The sequence below is a fragment of the Streptomyces sp. NPDC060205 genome (genome assembly GCF_042728395.1).
In the GTDB taxonomy this organism is placed as follows: Bacteria; Actinomycetota; Actinomycetes; order Streptomycetales; family Streptomycetaceae; genus Streptomyces.
The window spans coordinates 1-17,098 of record NZ_JBHWZP010000200.1; the positions used below are offsets into that span (position 1 = coordinate 1).

General features: G+C 70.2%; 14 protein-coding genes and 1 pseudogene. 7 read left to right on the forward strand and 8 right to left on the reverse strand.

Annotation, left to right across the window (positions count from 1 at the left end; all coding sequences use genetic code 11):
- Window positions 1-40 precede the first annotated feature (40 nt).
- On the reverse strand, window positions 41-1,429 hold the full coding sequence (locus ACFWGJ_RS28985; protein ID WP_387330388.1) for a M16 family metallopeptidase: 1,389 nt from the start codon (window positions 1,427-1,429) through the stop codon (window positions 41-43).
- The gene (locus ACFWGJ_RS28990) at window positions 1,426-2,790 is read right to left on the reverse strand and encodes a M16 family metallopeptidase (protein WP_387330420.1); all 1,365 of its coding nucleotides are present in this window, start codon (window positions 2,788-2,790) and stop codon (window positions 1,426-1,428) included. The genes ACFWGJ_RS28985 and ACFWGJ_RS28990 overlap by 4 nt, the downstream gene beginning before the upstream one ends.
- A gap of 560 nt (window positions 2,791-3,350) precedes the next feature.
- Between ACFWGJ_RS28990 and ACFWGJ_RS28995 the strand changes: the two genes are divergently transcribed.
- Window positions 3,351-5,801, forward strand: coding sequence for a DNA topoisomerase (ATP-hydrolyzing) subunit A (locus ACFWGJ_RS28995; protein ID WP_387330390.1), 2,451 nt, complete (start codon window positions 3,351-3,353; stop codon window positions 5,799-5,801).
- Here the strand turns inward: ACFWGJ_RS28995 and ACFWGJ_RS29000 are convergent.
- Window positions 5,798-6,913: a CobW family GTP-binding protein gene (locus ACFWGJ_RS29000; protein WP_387330423.1), complete on the reverse strand. Its 1,116-nt coding sequence runs from the start codon at window positions 6,911-6,913 to the stop codon at window positions 5,798-5,800. The two genes, ACFWGJ_RS28995 and ACFWGJ_RS29000, sit on opposite strands and share 4 nt — an antisense overlap.
- A 384-nt stretch (window positions 6,914-7,297) precedes the next feature.
- Here ACFWGJ_RS29000 and ACFWGJ_RS29005 point away from each other — a divergent pair, with 384 nt between their 5' ends.
- From ACFWGJ_RS29005 to ACFWGJ_RS29030, 6 genes and pseudogenes are all read left to right on the forward strand, one after another.
- Window positions 7,298-7,786, forward strand: coding sequence for a DUF6082 family protein (locus tag ACFWGJ_RS29005; RefSeq protein WP_387330393.1), 489 nt, complete (start codon window positions 7,298-7,300; stop codon window positions 7,784-7,786).
- A gap of 272 nt (window positions 7,787-8,058) precedes the next feature.
- Window positions 8,059-8,289: pseudogene (locus tag ACFWGJ_RS29010) on the forward strand (hypothetical protein); the annotation flags it as partial.
- Window positions 8,290-8,400: 111 nt separating this feature from the next.
- A complete protein-coding gene (locus ACFWGJ_RS29015) occupies window positions 8,401-8,637 on the forward strand; it encodes a hypothetical protein (RefSeq protein WP_387330426.1) in 237 nt (78 codons plus the stop codon).
- Window positions 8,638-8,869: 232 nt separating this feature from the next.
- Window positions 8,870-9,820 carry a sucrase ferredoxin gene (locus ACFWGJ_RS29020; RefSeq protein WP_387330396.1) on the forward strand — a complete coding sequence of 317 codons (951 nt, stop codon included), beginning with the start codon at window positions 8,870-8,872 and terminating at the stop codon, window positions 9,818-9,820.
- A 128-nt stretch (window positions 9,821-9,948) separates the two neighbouring features.
- A complete protein-coding gene (locus ACFWGJ_RS29025; RefSeq protein WP_387330399.1) occupies window positions 9,949-11,634 on the forward strand; it encodes an ATP-binding protein in 1,686 nt (561 codons plus the stop codon).
- Window positions 11,631-12,311 (forward strand): response regulator, encoded by a 681-nt coding sequence (locus ACFWGJ_RS29030; protein ID WP_387330402.1) that lies wholly within the window; start codon window positions 11,631-11,633, stop codon window positions 12,309-12,311. The genes ACFWGJ_RS29025 and ACFWGJ_RS29030 overlap by 4 nt, the downstream gene beginning before the upstream one ends.
- A gap of 33 nt (window positions 12,312-12,344) precedes the next feature.
- Here ACFWGJ_RS29030 and ACFWGJ_RS29035 read toward each other — a convergent pair whose 3' ends face one another.
- The 5 genes from ACFWGJ_RS29035 to ACFWGJ_RS29055 all read right to left on the reverse strand — a co-directional run bounded on the left by ACFWGJ_RS29035 (window position 12,345) and on the right by ACFWGJ_RS29055 (window position 16,876).
- The gene (locus ACFWGJ_RS29035) at window positions 12,345-13,937 is read right to left on the reverse strand and encodes a cation acetate symporter (protein ID WP_387330405.1); all 1,593 of its coding nucleotides are present in this window, start codon (window positions 13,935-13,937) and stop codon (window positions 12,345-12,347) included.
- Complete coding sequence (locus tag ACFWGJ_RS29040; protein WP_387330408.1) at window positions 13,934-14,422, reverse strand: DUF485 domain-containing protein; 489 nt, start codon at window positions 14,420-14,422, stop codon at window positions 13,934-13,936. Before ACFWGJ_RS29040 ends, ACFWGJ_RS29035 begins: the two co-directional genes overlap by 4 nt.
- A 104-nt stretch (window positions 14,423-14,526) precedes the next feature.
- Complete coding sequence (locus ACFWGJ_RS29045) at window positions 14,527-15,207, reverse strand: response regulator (RefSeq protein WP_387330411.1); 681 nt, start codon at window positions 15,205-15,207, stop codon at window positions 14,527-14,529.
- A complete protein-coding gene (locus ACFWGJ_RS29050; protein WP_387330414.1) occupies window positions 15,204-16,355 on the reverse strand; it encodes a sensor histidine kinase in 1,152 nt (383 codons plus the stop codon). The genes ACFWGJ_RS29045 and ACFWGJ_RS29050 overlap by 4 nt, the downstream gene beginning before the upstream one ends.
- The gene (locus tag ACFWGJ_RS29055; RefSeq protein WP_387330417.1) at window positions 16,352-16,876 is read right to left on the reverse strand and encodes a DUF1453 domain-containing protein; all 525 of its coding nucleotides are present in this window, start codon (window positions 16,874-16,876) and stop codon (window positions 16,352-16,354) included. The genes ACFWGJ_RS29050 and ACFWGJ_RS29055 overlap by 4 nt, the downstream gene beginning before the upstream one ends.
- Window positions 16,877-17,098 lie beyond the last annotated feature (222 nt).

The window sequence follows — 17,098 nt, forward strand, 5'->3', positions numbered from 1 at the left end:
GGACCCGCTCGATCACAGGCCCTGTCCGGCCAACGGATCCCTACTCGGCCGTCACGACGCTGACTTCGCCGACTCCGAGGGCCCTCACGGGCTCCTCGATCTGCGCGGCGTCCCCGACGAGAACCGTCACCAGACGGTCCACCGGGAACGCGTTCACGGCCGCCGCGGTGGCCTCCACGGTGCCGGTCGCGGCGAGCTGCTTGTACAGCGTCGCCTGGAAGTCGTCCGGCAGGTGCTGCTCGACCTGGTCGGCGAGCGTGCCCGCGACGGCGCCCGCGGTCTCGTACTTCAGGGGTGCCACGCCCACCAGGTTCTGCACGGCGACGTCGCGCTCGGCGTCCGTCAGGCCCTCGGCGGCGAGGGTGCGCAGCACCTTCCACAGGTCGTCGAGCGCCGGTCCGGTGTTCGGGGTGTCGACGGAACCGCTGATGGCGAGCATCGAGATGCCCGTCCCGTCCGGAGCGGAGCGCAGCACCTGGCCGAACGCGCGCACACCGTAGGTGTAGCCCTTCTCCTCGCGCAGGACGCGGTCCAGGCGGGAGGTGAGGGTGCCACCGAGGCAGTACGTGCCGAGCACCTGGGCGGGCCACACGCGGTCGTGGCGGTCCGCGCCGACGCGGCCGATGAGCAGCTGCGTCTGGACGGCTCCGGGCCGGTCCACGATGATCACGCGGCCGGTGTCGTCGGCGGTCACCGGGGGCACGGGACGCGCCTGGGCCTGCGAGCCGGTCCAGGCGCCGAGCGTGTCCCCGAGCAGCGCGTCGAGGTCGACGTCCGTGAGGTCGCCGACGACGACCGCGGTGGCCGTGGCGGGGCGAACGTGCTTCTCGTAGAAGGCGCGCACGGCCGCAGAGTCGATTGCGGTGACCGTCTCCTCGGTGCCCTGGCGCGGACGCGACATCCTGGAGTCCGCCGGGAAGAGCTGCCGGGACAGCTCCTTGGCGGCCCGCCGGGCCGGGTTGGCGGTCTCGTGCGGGATCTCGTCGAGGCGGTTGCGCACCAGGCGCTCGATCTCGCCGTCCTCGAACGCGGGTGCCCTGAGGGCGTCGGCGAGCAGGCCGAGCGCCTTGGGCAGCCGGGAGACGGGCACTTCGAGGCTGAGCCGTACGCCCGGGTGGTCGGCGTGGGCGTCCAGGGTGGCGCCGCAGCGCTCCAGCTCGGCGGCGAACTCCTCGGCGGAGTGCTTGTCGGTGCCCTCCGAGAAGGCCCGCGCCATGATCGTGGCGATGCCGTCGAGGCCCTTGGGCTCGGCGTCCAGCGGGGCGTCCAGGAGGACCTCCACGGCGACGACCTGCTGGCCGGGGCGGTGGCAGCGCAACAGCGTCAGGCCGTTGTCCAGGGTGCCGCGCTCGGGCGCCGGGAAGGCCCAGGGCCTGGCCTCGCCGGCCTGGGGCTGCGGGTGGAACTCCATCGTGGCGAGCTCGGTCACTTGGCCGCCTCCTCGTCGGTGTTGTCGGCGGCGCCGGTCTCTTCGGGGGCGTCGGTCTCCTCGGGGGCGACCGGCTCGTAGACCAGCACCGCGCGGTTGTCGGGGCGCAGGCGGGCCTTGGCGACCTCCTGGACCTCCTCCGCGGTGATGTCGAGAACGCGCTGCACGGCCGTCAGGGCGAGCTGGGGGTCGCCGAACAGGACCGCGTACCGGCACAGTTCGTCGGCGCGGCCCGCGACCGTGCCGAGACGGTCCAGCCACTCGCGCTCCAACTGGGCCTGGGCGCGCTCCATCTCCTCGGCCGTGGGGCCCTCCTCGGCGAACCGGGCGAGCTCCTCGTCGACGGCGGCCTCGATGACCGGGACCTCGACGTCGCCGGACGTCTTCACGTCGAGCCACCCCAGGGAGGGCGCTCCGGCGAGGCGCAGCAGACCGAACCCGGCCGCGACGGCGGTGCGGTCACGGCGTACGAGCCGGTTGTAGAGCCGGGACGACTCGCCGCCGCCGAGCACGGTCAGGGCGAGGTCGGCGGCGTCCGACGCGCGCGTGCCGTCCTCCGGGAGCCGGTAGGCGGCCATCAGCGCGCGGGCCGGGACCTCCTCCTCGACGACCTCGCGCAGCTGGCCGCCCATGGTCTCCGGGAGCGAGCCGTCGCGCGGGGCGGGCTTGCCGTCGTGCCCGGCGATGGAACCGAAGTACTTCTCGACCCAGGCGAGCGTCTGCTCCGGGTCGATGTCCCCGACGATCGACAGCACGGCGTTGTTGGGCGCGTAGTAGGTGCGGAAGAACGCGCGCGCGTCCTCAAGGGTGGCCGCGTCCAGGTCGGCCATCGACCCGATCGGGGTGTGGTGGTAAGGGTGGCCCTCCGGGTACGCGAGGGCGGTCAGCTTCTCGAAGGCGGTGCCGTAGGGGACGTTGTCGTAGCGCTGACGGCGCTCGTTCTTGACGACGTCCCGCTGGTTTTCCATCGACTCCTCGTCGAGGGCGGCGAGCAGCGAGCCCATGCGGTCGGCCTCCAGCCAGAGGGCGAGCTCCAGCTGGTGCGTCGGCATGGTCTCGAAATAGTTGGTGCGCTCGAAACTCGTCGTGCCGTTGAGCGAACCGCCCGCTCCCTGGACCAGTTCGAAGTGACCGTTGCCCTTCACCTGGCCGGACCCCTGGAACATCAGGTGCTCGAAGAGGTGGGCGAGCCCGGTACGGCCCTTGACCTCGTGACGCGATCCGACGTCGTACCAGAGGCACACCGCCGCGACCGGGGTCAGGTGGTCCTCGGAGAGCACCACACGCAGGCCGTTGGCCAGGCGGTGCTCGGTCGCTGTCAGGCCGCCGGAACCGGCCTCGGCTGTGGCCGTGTGACCCATGGGCATGTACGTCCCTTCGATCGCGGAAAACTGCTGAATTCCTGCTAGTCGTGCCACTGTATGCAAGCGCGCGGACAGCTGGCGAAGTTCCCGCAACGGGTACGCCGAGAGCGAGCACGCCCCCCCCCGGCAGAGCCGCCCCCGTCAGGGGCGCCCTGTAAGGGGCGCGGGGAACTGCGCGACCAGCCACGACCGACCCGCACCCGACAAACACCCTGCCCGGCCCCCTGAGGGGCGCGGGGAACTGCGCGACCAGCCGCCACCGACCCGCACCCGACAACCCCCTGCCCCCTGCCCGGTGCCCGGTGCCCCCATGGAAACGGAACGCGGTAGCGTCCTCAGACCTCCGCGGTCAGCCGCGGCCACGCGCGTGGAGCCTCCGGGGCCGCCTCGAACGCGGCCCGCCAGGCCTGTTGAGGCGGTCCAGCGCCCGGCCCGACAGGCCCGTACGGACGGGTCGTGGTCCGCGTTGTCAGTACTGCGGTCCACAATGGACCGCGTCAGAACCCGTCAGAACCCGTTCATGCCCCGGCAGAGACTGTGAAGGAGTCGCAGCAGCGATGGCCCGCCGCAGCACGAAGACCCCGCCTTCCGACGACTTCGAGGAGCGCATCCTCGACATCGACGTCGTCGACGAGATGCAGGGCTCTTTCCTTGAGTACGCGTACTCGGTCATCTACTCCCGAGCCCTGCCGGACGCCCGCGACGGCCTCAAGCCCGTGCACCGCCGCATCGTCTACCAGATGAACGAGATGGGGCTGCGCCCCGACCGCGGTTACGTGAAGTGCGCCCGCGTCGTCGGCGAGGTCATGGGTAAGCTCCACCCCCACGGCGACGCGTCGATCTACGACGCCCTGGTCCGGCTGGCCCAGCCCTTCTCCATGCGGCTGCCCCTGGTCGACGGCCACGGCAACTTCGGTTCGCTGGGCAACGACGACCCGCCGGCCGCCATGCGGTACACCGAGGCGAGGATGGCCGACGCCACCTCCCTCATGACGGAGTCGATCGAAGAGAACACGGTCGACTTCGCCCCGAACTACGACGGCCAGGAGCAGGAGCCGTCGGTCCTCCCCGCGGCGTATCCGAACCTCCTGGTCAACGGCGCCTCGGGCATCGCGGTCGGCATGGCCACGAACATGGCGCCGCACAACCTCGGCGAGGTCATCGCAGCCGCCCGCCATCTGATCCGCCACCCCGGGGCCGATCTCGAAACGCTCATGAAGTACGTCCCGGGCCCCGACCTGCCCACCGGCGGCCGCATCGTCGGCCTGACCGGGATCAGGGACGCGTACGAATCGGGCCGTGGCACCTTCAAGATCCGCGCGACGGTCTCCGTGGAGAACGTGACGGCGCGCCGCAAGGGCCTCGTCGTCACCGAACTGCCCTTCACCGTCGGCCCGGAGAAGGTGATCGCGAAGATCAAGGACCTGGTCGGCTCGAAGAAGCTGCAGGGCATCGCCGACGTCAAGGACCTCACCGACCGCTCGCACGGCCTGCGCCTGGTCATCGAGGTCAAGAACGGCTTCGTGCCGGAGGCGGTCCTGGAGCAGCTCTACAAACTGACGCCGATGGAGGAGTCCTTCGGCATCAACAACGTGGCTCTGGTGGACGGCCAGCCGCTCACACTCGGCCTCAAGGAACTGCTGGAGGTGTACCTCGACCACCGCTTCGAGGTCGTGCGCCGCCGCAGCGAGTTCCGGCGCACCAAGAAGCGCGACCGGCTGCACCTGGTCGAGGGCCTGCTCGTCGCCCTGCTGGACATCGACGAGGTCATCCGCCTCATCCGCTCCAGTGAGAACTCCGCCCAGGCCAAGCAGCGCCTGATCGAGCACTTCTCCCTGAGCGAGATCCAGACGCAGTACATCCTGGACACGCCGCTGCGCCGGCTGACCAAGTTCGACCGCATCGAGCTGGAGACCGAGCGCGACCGCCTCAACGGCGAGATCGACGAGCTGACCGGCATCCTGGAGTCGGACACCGAGCTGCGCAAGCTCGTGTCGACCGAACTGGCCGCGGTGGCCAAGAAGTTCGGCACCGACCGGCGTACGGTGCTGCTGGAGTCGGCCGGTTCCGCCGCGACGGCCGTTCCGCTGCAGGTGGCGGACGACCCGTGCCGGGTGCTCCTGTCGTCGACGGCACTGCTCGCGCGTACGGCCAACGGTGACCCCTTCGGGGAGAGCGAGGGCAGGCGCGTCAAGCACGACCTGATCGTCTCCGCCGTCCCGGCGACGGCCCAGGGCGAGATCGGCGCGGTCACGTCCAGCGGACGGCTCCTGCGGCTCAACGTCATCGACCTCCCCCAACTGCCCGAGACGGCCTCGGCGCCCAACCTCTCCGGAGGCGCGCCGGTCTCGGAGTTCCTGACCCTGGAAGGCGACGAGCAGGTGGTCTGCCTGATGACGCTCGACGAGTCGTCGCCGGGCCTGGCGCTCGGCACCCAGCAGGGCGTGGTCAAGCGCGTGGTCCCGGACTACCCGTCGAACAAGGAGGAGCTGGAGGTCATCACCCTCAAGGACGGTGACCGGATCGTCGGCGCGGCCGAGTTGCGGACCGGCGAGGAGGACCTCATCTTCATCACCGACGACGCGCAGCTGCTCCGCTACCAGGCGTCCCAGGTCCGCCCGCAGGGCCGGCCGGCGGGCGGCATGACGGGTGTGAAACTCACGGACGGGGCCAAGGTGATCTCCTTCACGGCGGTCGACCCGGCCGTGGACGCGGTGGTGTTCACCGTGGCGGGTTCGCGGGGCACGCTGGACGACTCGGTCCAGACGACGGCCAAGCTGACCCCCTTCGACCAGTACCCGCGCAAGGGCCGCGCCACGGGGGGCGTGCGCTGCCAGCGGTTCCTGAAGGGCGAGGACTGCCTGAGCCTGGCCTGGGCGGGCCCCGCTCCCGCCAGGGCCGCGCAGAAGGACGGAACGCCCGCGGAGCTGCCGGAGATGGACCCGCGCCGCGACGGCTCGGGAGTCTCCCTGGCGAAGACGGTCTCGGTGGTGGCGGGCCCGGTCTAGCCCTCGCTCCCCGGCAGGTCGTCCCACCCGCCCCGACCTGCCCCTTCCGCCTCGTCTCCTGCCTCCGGCTCCTGCACGTACCGCAGGACGCCCCACATGCTGCGCTCGTCGGCATGTGGGGCGTCGTCCTTGCAGGCCTCCAGTTCCTTGCCGAGCGCGACGGCGTCGATACCGGACCCGATGAGCACGAGCTGGGTCAGCCGCTCGCCCGGAGCCCAGGGCTCCGGATAGAAGCGCAGGAAGCGGCCCACCGCGTGCACGGCGTACCGGTTGCCGGGATCGGCGGCGCCGAAGTCCACATACCCCTTGATCCGGTACAGACCGTCGGGCCTGCTGTCGAGGAAGTCCATCAACCGCCGGGGCCCGAGGGGCACTTCGGAGGTGAAGGAGACGGACTCGTAGGCGGAGTGCAGATGTCCGAGGTGCCCGTCGGCGCCACCGTCGCCGCGGTCACTGTCCTCATGCCGGTGCAGGTCGTCGAAGGACAACTGGCCGATACGTTCCTCGGTCGGCCGGCAGTCGAAGAGGAACTCGGGGTCGATCCTCCCGTACGACGCGGATACGACGGCGGCGCCGTCGGCGAGCGTACGCACCAGCCCCGTCACGCGGTCGGGGTCCGGCGCGCGGTCCGCCTTGTTGACGACGACCAGGTCGGCGATGGCGAGGTGCCGGTCGATCTCGGGATGCTTCTCGCGGGTGGCGTCGAACTCGGCGGCGTCGACGACCTCCACCAGTCCGCCGTAGACGATGCGCGGATTCTCGCTGGCCAGGAGCATCTTCACCAGCTCCTGGGGCTCGGCGAGACCGCTCGCCTCGATGACGATGACGTCGATCCGCGAGGAGGGCCGGGCGAGCCGGTCCAGATACAGATCGAGTTCACTGGCGTCGACGGCGCAGCACAGACACCCGTTTCCGAGGGAGACAGTGGAGTCCCCCAGCGCCCCCGCGACAGCCATGGCATCGATCTCGATGGCCCCGAAGTCGTTCACGACAGCACCGATACGACTGCCTCCGCTTCGGTGCAGGAGGTGATTGAGCAGCGTGGTCTTGCCGGAACCTAGGAAACCGGCGAGGACGAGGACCGGGATCTGCTGGGGGCTCGCCTGACTCAACACGCGACCTCTCTCACACCAATTGCGTGCTCCGGCTCACAAACCGGCTCTCACGACAGGGGACGAATGCCCGCCAAGGATACGAGCCGCCCCGGAAAGCACCTGAAGTGAACGATTGTTAGCGGCGCTCGCGGGGCACACGTTGGGCAAGGCGCCGAGTTGCGCGACCCGCGCTTACCTCCGTGCGCCGCCTCTCCGCCTCCCAGCCGATCACACCGCTCGACACGCTGGGAGACGGCAAGCGCCGCCCAACGCTTCGCCGGTCCGCTCCCTGTCGACCCGCACCCGACGACCGGCGGACGGTCGCCTGATTCGGGGGTTGACATGGCCACACAGATCACTGGCATGCGAGTTCTGCGCGCTGCCGCAGCAGCGGGGATGGGCATGATCACAGGAGTCCTCACCGCGCAGCGTCGCACACTCGACTCACTGCATGTCCGCATCGAGTACCTGGAACAGCAGGCACAGACCCAGCGTGACACCAATCGGGCCCTCCAACAGCGCCTTCACTGGGAATTGCTGAGCAAGGCCATGGACGACCCCGAGCTGGCCGAGGTGTTGGACACCTACAACGAGGCGGTCGCGGCGAAGAAGCAGCGTCAGTTCCTCTTCGCCAACGCCCTCTACACAAACGCTCTGTGCTACTACCAGATCGGCAACATCAGCCGTGAGGAGTTCTTCGGCTTCGTCCGCGGCATTCTGCAGAATCGAATCTTCCGAGATTACTGGTACGCCACACGGCCACACCGGGCGACTCTCATCGACACCTCCGAGGAAGCCGAGCTGGGTCGCGTGGTTGACGACCTCCTGCGCCAACTGGAAGAAACGGACATCGACGAGTGGTGGGTGGTGGGGGAGCCCCCGACCGAGTAGCGCTGTCCACGGCGCGCCGCCCGCTCCTCCCGTGCGCCGGGAAACACACCCGTGTCCCCAGAGGTCACACAGTCGGGCGATAACGAACTTATAAACCGGGGCGTTTCTTCTGTTGCCAACAGGGTTGACTGCACGCGATCGCGGAAGGGTCACCCCCACCGAACAGCCGCTCCGCCGCCGGTCGTCGAGGTAGCGGTCCCACAGGACCGCATCGGCCCGCGCAGCAACAGCGCGCGTACGCCCACGCCTTGAGACCAAGGGGAACTTGAAAAGTGAGTCAGATCAACCGTCGGCTGGGTACTCCTCCGAGCCTTCGAGGCAGTGTGTCCGGGCAGAACTGCCCCGACATCTTCGAATTGACCGACGGGAACTTCGCGGTAATCGGCACGGATGCCACGGAAACACTGAAAGCGCTACTCCCCGCCGATGCGACCCGCGGCGAGAACGGGCGCATCGTGCTGCTTACCCGTGAAACCCTGATTCACGCCAAGTCCGACATCCCCCCCGTCTCGCTAGGTTTTGACGCGTCACGCGCACTACCCGGCGCAGTCCTCCCTGAAGCAGCCGGGACCGAGCCTGCGCCACAACTCGCACATAGGGAAGGTCGAGAACAGGTGAAAATCGTACGACGCCTCGGAGATCCGCCTCAGCAGCGAGGTAGCCTCTCTGGGCAGACCTGTCCTGACATCTTCGAACTGAGCGACGGAAAATTCGCCATCATCGGCACAGAGGCCACCAAAGCACTCGAAGAAGAGTTGCCTCCCGACGCCGGGTGTGCGGACTACGAACGCATCGTCGTCATCAGTCGTGAAACGCTGGTTTGCGCCAAGGCGGACATCCCGGACGCCTGACAGCACCGCAGCCGCAGACACGGATGTGTACCGGGGCTCGGCACCACCTCGGATGTCGAGCCCTTTCCCTTTCCGGTCCTTCTTTCAGTTGTCCACACGCGTCGCCCCACCAGAACGCACCAGGACGTGGCGGCGGACACGCGTGAGGACACAGCGGCTTCGGTCACTTTCGGAGCAGTGGCACCACCAGTCGCACGGGCCCCAGGAGCCAAGTCAGGTTAGGCTCACCTCTGTGAGTACGTGCGCGAAGGTCTCACAGGACCTGGAGGAGCCCCTCGCGGGGACTGCCGCCACGGCGAGGACGTGGCTGTTGGTCGAGCAGCCCGGCCCCTGGGGCGCCGAAGCGCTGACATCGAGCCACCTGGATCCGGCGCTGGGCCGCGCACTGGACCGGGCCGCCAAGGGCACCGGCGTACGCATCGCCCTGATCCGCCGCCCAGGGCGCCACGCGGACTGCCGCACGGCCGCAGAGCGCCGGGTGTACGCAGCCCACACGACTCCGGGAAACGTATGGCTGCACAGCGCCATCACCTCGGACCCCGAGCAACTACTCACACTTGATTTCGCCGAGCTGGGCAGGGGCCTGTCCCGCTCCTTCGACACCGCGCTCGACGGCCGCCCCCACGACGGTGATCCACTCGCTCTCGTCTGCACCAACGGCAAGCGCGACCGGTGCTGTGCCCTGCTCGGCCGCCCCCTCGCCGCCGAACTCGCCGCCTCCGGAGTGGCCGGAGCCTGGGAGGTCACGCACCTGGGAGGCCACCGCTTCTCACCCACCCTCCTCGTCCTGCCGTTCGGATACGCGTACGGGCGCGCTGAGGCCCACGCCGTGAAGGAAGTCCTCCAGGGCGTACGCGAAGGGCGTGTCGTCACCGAGGGGTGCCGCGGCAGCTCCGCCTGGGAACGCCCCGGCCAGGCCGCCGAACTGGCGGTGCGTACGGCGGTGCGCGAGGACGCGGCGGGCGCGCTGAGCGTGGTCCGTACCGAGGGCCAGGCACCCGACTGGGAGGTGACGGTCGCCCACACCGACGGCCGCCACTGGCTCGTCTCGGTCAGTCAGGGCGCCTCGTCGCCGCCCCGGGCGGAGAGCTGCGGCTCGGCTCTCGGTTCCCCGGCCCGTATGGACGTGACGGCGGTACGTGAGCTGTCACGCACCGCCGCCACAGGCCCCGCGCCCCGTTGACCTGCTGACGCGCCGGCCCGCCGCGCCGTCGGCCCGCTGACCCGCTGACCCACTGACCACGGCAACCGAACGAGATCCACGCCACTTCGTCTACGGCCCGGCCCGCCGTTCCCCGTACCGTCATGGGTATGAGCCCCACTCCCCCTGCTCGACGACTCCGCCTCGGCATGCCGAAGCGGATGTTCTCGCAGGTCCTGCTGATGCAGGTGGCGATCGCCGCCGGAGTCGCGGTACTCGCGACGGGGCTGTTCCTCGCCCCTCTCAGCGACCAGCTGGACGACCAGGCGATGCGTCGCGCGCTCGCGATCGCGCAGACCACGGCGGCGCAGCCTCAGCTCGCCGACGAGCTGACGTCGACGCGCCCCTCGACGGACGGGCCCGTCCAGGCCGAGGCGGAACGCATCCGCAGGGCGAGCGGAGCCGAGTACGTCGTCGTCATGGACATGCACGGTGTGCGCTGGTCGCACACCAACCCCGCCGAGATCGGGGGACGCGTCTCCACCGACCCGCAGCAGGCGCTGGCGGGCCAGGAGGTCATGGAGATCGACGACGGCACCCTGGGCCGCTCGGCACGCGGCAAGGTGCCGCTGAGGGACGCCGACGGCGGCATCGTCGGCGCGGTCTCGGTCGGTATCGAGTACGACAGTGTGCGGGCCCGCCTCATCCACGCCATCCCGGGGCTCTTCGCCTACGCGGGCGGGGCGCTGGCAGTGGGCGCGCTGGCCGCGTACCTGATCTCGCGGCGGGTGCAGCGGCAGACCCGTGACCTGGCCTTCTCCGACATCGCCGGACTCCTCGCGGAACGTGAGGCCATGCTGCACGGCATCAGGGAGGGCGTCGTCGCGCTGGACCGCGAGGGCAGGATCCGGCTTCTCAACGACGAGGCCCGGCGGCTGCTGGGCCTGGGCGACGAAGCCGTGGGGCAGCCTCTCGGCACGGCGCTCGGCGAGGGACGTACGACCGATGTGCTGGCCGGGACCGTCAGCGGAACCGATCTGCTCACCGTCCGCGGCCAGCGGGTCCTGGTCGCCAACCGCATGCCCACCGACGACGGCGGCGCGGTCGCCACGCTGCGGGACCGCACGGAGCTGGAGCAACTGGGCCGCGAGCTGGACTCCACCCGTGGTCTGATCGACGCCCTGCGCGCCCAGGACCACGAGCACGCCAACCGGATGCACACACTGCTCGGCCTGCTGGAACTGGAGATGTTCGACGACGCCGTGGAGTTCGTCGGCGAAGTGGTCGGCGACCACAGGGCCACCGCGGAGCAGATCACCGAGAAGATCCACGACCCGCTGCTCGCCGCCCTCCTGGTGGGCAAGGCCACCGTCGCGGCGGAGCGCGGCGTGGCCCTGACGGTCTCCGACAGGACGCTGTTCCCCGACCGGCTGGTCGACGCGCGGGGAGTGGTCACGATCGTCGGGAACCTCGTCGACAACGCGCTCGACGCCGTCGCCGGCACCCTTCACGCGCGCGTGGAGGTCGAATTGCGCGCGGAGGGGCGAACGGCCGTGCTCAGGGTGCGCGACACCGGGCCGGGCATCCCCGCCGGTCAACGTGAGTTGATCTTCACCGACGGCTGGTCCACCAAGGAACCGCCGGCCCACCGGGGGCGCGGGATCGGCCTCTCGCTGGTGCGCCGGCTCGCCGAACGGCAGGGTGGCAGCGCACAGGTCGCGCAGGCGGAGGGCGGAGGCGCGGAATTCACGATCGTGCTGCCGGAAGCCCTCGCGGAACCGGCGCCCGCATCCGGACCGGAACACGGCTCCGCACGGGAGAGATCCGCCACGACCACCAAGGAGGAGCCGCGATGATCGAGGTACTGGTCGTGGACGACGATGTCCGGGTCGCTCGGGTCAACGCCGCCTACGTGGAGAAGGTCGCCGGTTTCCATGTCGCGGCCGAGGCGCACTCCGCGGCGGAGGCCCTGCGGCAGATGGAGGCGCTGCCTCGGCTGGATCTGGTGCTGCTCGACCACTACCTGCCCGACGAGACGGGTCTCGCGGTCGTCCAGGAGATGCGGCGGCGGGGCCTCCAGGCCGACGTGATCATGGTGACCGCGGCCCGTGACGTCACCACGGTCCAGGCGGCGATGCGGCACGGCGCTCTGCAGTACCTGGTCAAACCGTTCGCCTTCGCCGGGCTTCGCGCGAAACTTGAGGCGTACGCCGAACTGCGTCGTACCCTCGACGGCGGCGGCGAGGCCGAACAGGCCGAGGTCGACCGGATCTTCGGCGCCCTCTCCACGGGCACGGAACCGGACCTGCCCAAAGGGCACTCCCCCACCACCGCGGAGGCGGTGCGCCAGGCTCTGGTGACCGCGGAAAGCCCGCTGTCCGCCCAGGAGATCGCCGACCGGACCGGCCTCAGCCGGCAGACCGCCCAGCGCTATCTGAAGCTGCTGGAGCGCACCGGCAGGGCCACCCTGAGCCTGAAGTACGGCGACGCGGGCCGCCCCGAACACCGCTATGTCTGGGCGACCCGGCCCTGACGGAGATCCCGCGGAGACGCCAACGGGTGCGCCTCAGACCGCCCCCGCTCCCGTGAGCGCCCGCACCTCCGTCTCCGCGTGTTTGGCCTCGTCCGGCGCTTCCCTCGATGTGATCGTGCCGAGCCAGCCCGCGAGGAAGCCCGTCGGAATGGACACCAGGCCCGGATTGTCCAGCGGGAAGTACTGGAGGTCGACGCCCGGGAACAGCGAACCGGGACTGCCCGACACCACGGGTGACAGCACCACGAGCACCAGGGCGGGCACCAGGCCGCCGTACACGGACCACACCGCGCCGCGTGTCGTGAAGTTGCGCCAGAACAGCGAGTACAGCAGGACGGGCAGGTTCGCCGACGCGGCGACCGCGAAGGCCAGTCCCACCAGGAACGCCACATTGAGATCGCGCGCCAGCAGGCCGAGCGCGATGGCCACGACACCGACCCCGACCGCGGCGGCCCGCGCCACAGCCACCTCGCTGCGCGGTTTGGCACGCCGTCGCCGCAGCGACGCATAGAGGTCGTGGGCCACGGAAGCCGAGGAAGCGAGCGTGATGCCGGCGACCACCGCGAGGATCGTGGCGAAGGCGATCGCGGCGACGATCGCAAAAAGAACCGTTCCTCCAGTGGATGAGGCCCCGCCGCCCAGATCGAGCGCCAGCAGCGGAACCGCCGTGTTACCGGCCGCGTTCGACGCACGTACGGCATCGGGGCCGACGATCGCCGCCGCTCCGAACCCCAGCACGATCGTCATCAGGTAGAAGCCGCCGATCAGCCCGATCGACCAGACGACCGAGCGACGGGCGGCACGGGCGGTCGGCACGGTGTAGAAGCGCGACAGGATGTGCGGCAGCCCCGCCGTGCCGAGCACCAGAGCCAGTCCCAGGCTGATGAAATCGAGGCGCGCCGTCCAGTCCCCGCCGTATTTCAGGCCCGGTGCCAGGAACGACTTCCCGTGCCCGCTCCGCTCCGCGGCCGTACGCAGCAACTGGTCGAAGTCCCCGTGGAACCGCACCAGGACGAGCACGGTCAACGCGATCGCCCCGCCCATGAGCAGGACCGCCTTGACGATCTGGATCCATGTGGTGGCTCGCATCCCGCCGAACGACACGTAGACCACCATGAGCGCGCCCACGCCGATGACCGTCCAGGTCTGTGCCGCCTCGCTCGTACCTCCCAGCAGCAGCGCGACCAGGCTGCCCGCCCCCACCATCTGGGCGACCAGATACAGCACCGACACGGTCACCGAGGACGTTCCCGCCGCGATACGCACCGGCCGCTCGCTCATCCTGGCGGCGACGACGTCGGCGAGCGTGAACCGTCCGCAGTTGCGCACCAGTTCGGCGACCAGGAAGAGGACGACGAGCCATGCGACGAGGAACCCCACCGAGTACAGCAGCCCGTCGTAGCCGAAGAGCGCGATCAGCCCCGAGATACCGAGGAAGGAGGCGGCGGACATGTAGTCGCCCGCGATGGCAAAACCATTCTCCATCGGCGAGAAGAGCCGGCCGCCCGCGTAGAACTCCTCCGCCGAACCATGCCGGTGACGGCTCACCCAGGTCGTGATCCCCAAAGTGATCGCGACGAACACGCTGAAGAGCAGCAGAGCCAGCGTCTGATGGTTCCCCGTCACCTCCCACCGCCCGCAACGCTGCGCGTCAGCTCCTGAGTGTCCCAGCGCAGGTCGAGCGCGGCCCGGTCCCTGCGCAGCCGCGCGTGCCGCGCGTACGCCCAGGTGAGGAGGAACGTCGTGAGGAACTGCCCGAGCCCCGCGACCATCGCCACGTTCACCGCGCCGACGACCGGCCGCGCCATGAAGGCCGGCGCCGTGGTCGCCGCCACGACGTACGCCACGTACCAGGTGAAGAACACCGCGACGCCCGGAATCACGAACCTCCGATAGCGGCTGCGCACTTCCTGGAAGGCGGCACTGCGCTGCACCTCCAGATAGACATCGGCGGCGCGCGCGCTGAGGTCCTCCTGCTCCCCGCGCGCGGGCGGCACAGAGGGAGCGGGCGCACCCGTACCGTCCAACTCGCCCCACCCGGAGGCGAGCGCGTCGTACCAGGGGTCGTCGATCCGGACCTGTCCGGGGTCGGGACCGTCGTGCTTCTCCACCGAACTCTCCTTGTCCGCCGCCCGTTTCGGCCGCGTGCCCAAGGATGGACAGAACGGGAAGATCCCTGACTCTTCTCTCCGCGCACTTCACCCCATCAGGTGACTCACCCCCCGGGTGGCCGCACAAGTCCTTTCCCGAAGGCGTAACGGACGGCCTGAGCACGACCCTTGAGCCCCGTCTTGGCGAAGAGGTTGTTGATGTGGGTCTTCACCGTGGCCGTGGACACCTGCAGCCTGCGGGCGATCTCCTGGTTGCTCAGTCCCTCTGCGATCAGCACCAGCACCTCCGTCTCCCGCAGGGTCAGCCCGTCCGGAGTCTCCTGCGCGGGCACGGTGACCTGCGGTTCCGACAGTCGCTCCAGCAAACGCCGCTGAATGCCGGGCGAGAGTCCCGCGTCCCCGGCCAGCACGCTCCGGACGGCTCGGACGATCTCGTCGCCGCCCGCGTCCTTGGTGAGATAGCCGCGGGCGCCCGCCCTCAGAGCCGGAAACAGCGACTCGTCGTCCGCGAACGTGGTGAGCACGACCACCTGGGTCCTCGGATGCTCGGACCTGATGCGCCTGGTCGCCTCGGCTCCGTCGCAACGGGGCATCCGCAAATCCATCAGCACCACGTCCGGGTCGAGCTCGCCCACCAGCCGTACCGCCTCGTTCCCGTCGGCGGCCGCACCTACGACCTCGATCCCCGGCAGCAGACCGAGCAGCATCACGATGCCCTCGCGCACCACGGTCTGATCGTCCGCCACCACGACACGGGCCGGTGCCTCACCGCGCTCCTCCGTCATACGGGCACCTTCAGCATGACCACGAACCCCTCCTCGTACGGCCCGGCCTCCAGCGAGCCGCCCAGCAGCTCCGCCCGCTCCCGCATTCCGAGCAGACCGTATCCGGCGCCGGTGTGGGTGAACTCCCCCGACGGCGCGCCCGAGTCCCGTACGCGCAGCGTCACTTCGTGCAGGCCGTATTCCATGCGTATGCGGACCTTGGCACCCGGCGCGTGCTTCCGGACGTTCGTCAGTGCCTCCTGGGCGACGCGGCGGACCGCTTGCGAGACCTCGGCCGGCAGCAGTCGCCTTTCACCCGCGACAGTGACGTCGGCGCCGTCGGACTCGGCGACGAGCTCGCTCAGGAACTCCTCCAGCGGCGACAGCTCACCGCGCAGCGCGGAGAGCGCCTGCCTGGTCTCGGCGAGCCCTTCACGGGCCATCCTTCGCGCGGCCACGACACGGTCGAGGACCTGATCCTTCTCACCCCCTCCCTCTATCAGCAGTCGGGCCGCCTCCAGGTGCACGAGCTGGGCGGAGAGACTGTGCGCCAGGACGTCATGGATTTCCCGCGCGATCCGGGCCCGCTCCGCCAGGGCAGCGGACTCCGCCTCGGCCGCCCGCGCCGCGCGTTCCTGGGTGAGCAGCCGCTGGGTGCTGCCGCGGGCCTCGGCGTCCAGCCGGAGCACATAGCCGGCCAGGGCGATTCCTCCGGTCGTGGCCACGGTGGACAGCGGGCCGTCGTGATTGACGGCCGCGTAGGCTCCCAGCGCCGCACAGGCGGCGGGGAGGGCGGCCATCAGGGGCAGACGCTCCATGGCGATGACGCCGCACACACACCACAGGACGAGGGCGGGCGCCCGGAACCCCACGCCGTGAGCCACCGACGCGACGGCGAACAGCAGGGCCAGCAGCCCGAGAGAAGGCAGCAGCCGATGGTCCAGCGTGGTTCTCGTGAAGCCCCAGGCCCCGAATCCGCACGCGAGGACGCTCAGGACGGCTGCCGCGATGCCCCAGCCGTGCAGGTCGCTGTCCTTGAAGGTCGCCACCAGAAGGATCCCGACGGCGAGGACGCGCGAGACCAGCGTGAGCGCGTACCGGGCCCTGTGCACGCCCGCTCCGGAGAGCGCCTCGCGAGAGGGCCAGCGCTGCCAGACGTTCTCCGTCACACGCGCTCCTTCGACAAGGGGCGCGGCACGTCCGCACCGTACGCCGCGCTCCGTCCGGTCACCGGACGCAGTTCCTGGGCCCGCCAGGCCAGGATGCCGGAGCGGACGAGAAGCGTCAGGGCGAGCCCGAGAAGCAGCGCCGAGGTGTCCTGGTGGAGACCGAACGCGGCACCGAGGCCGACCAGCCCCGCCCGCAGGGCCATGCCCGTGATCCAGACGCCGACACCGGCCTTGCTGCCCCTGCTCCACACCTCTCCGTCCGGCGTGGCCCAGATGCGGGTGGTCCATGCCCAGCCGAGACCGGTGACCAGAGCTATGAGGAGTTCGGCGCCGAGGAGAAGAGCGGATGCCGTCCGATGGCCGGGGTCCAGCAGGCCGGGCTCGCGCACCGCGAGAAAGACGAGGACTCCGGGCGCGACCCACCAGCGCCTGTCCGCGTCCAGCCGCCGGGGGCGGAACTGGCGGGCGATCACCAGGACGACTACGGCGACAATCGCCAGGACATCGACAAGCCCGGACATCACGGCCTCCGTGAGCGAGGAGAGGAAGGTGTCGGCGGCGAGTGCTGCCGACGCCTTCGACGCTACGGAAACGCGCCGGTCCGCGGATCGGCGCGGGGGTGGATCATGGGTGGAGCCTGGCGACCGCTGATCTCCACCCGCGGGTGGAGGGAATCCCCTGCGGGCTTCCCCGCCTCCGTGATGGAGCTGGGCGGTCCGACGGGGGCCGACCGGAGTTCCGGC

What these genes read in the sequence shown, in the direction of transcription:
- ACFWGJ_RS29055 (WP_387330417.1), bottom strand. Translation starts at nt 16,876, where the DNA reads ATGTCCGGGCTTGTCGATGTCCTGGCGATTGTCGCCGTAGTCGTCCTG.
- ACFWGJ_RS29025 (WP_387330399.1), top strand. Translation starts at nt 9,949, where the DNA reads ATGAGCCCCACTCCCCCTGCTCGACGACTCCGCCTCGGCATGCCGAAG.
- ACFWGJ_RS29005 (WP_387330393.1), top strand. Translation starts at nt 7,298, where the DNA reads ATGATCACAGGAGTCCTCACCGCGCAGCGTCGCACACTCGACTCACTG.
- ACFWGJ_RS29045 (WP_387330411.1), bottom strand. Translation starts at nt 15,207, where the DNA reads ATGACGGAGGAGCGCGGTGAGGCACCGGCCCGTGTCGTGGTGGCGGAC.
- ACFWGJ_RS28990 (WP_387330420.1), bottom strand. Translation starts at nt 2,790, where the DNA reads ATGGGTCACACGGCCACAGCCGAGGCCGGTTCCGGCGGCCTGACAGCG.
- ACFWGJ_RS28995 (WP_387330390.1), top strand. Translation starts at nt 3,351, where the DNA reads ATGGCCCGCCGCAGCACGAAGACCCCGCCTTCCGACGACTTCGAGGAG.
- ACFWGJ_RS29030 (WP_387330402.1), top strand. Translation starts at nt 11,631, where the DNA reads ATGATCGAGGTACTGGTCGTGGACGACGATGTCCGGGTCGCTCGGGTC.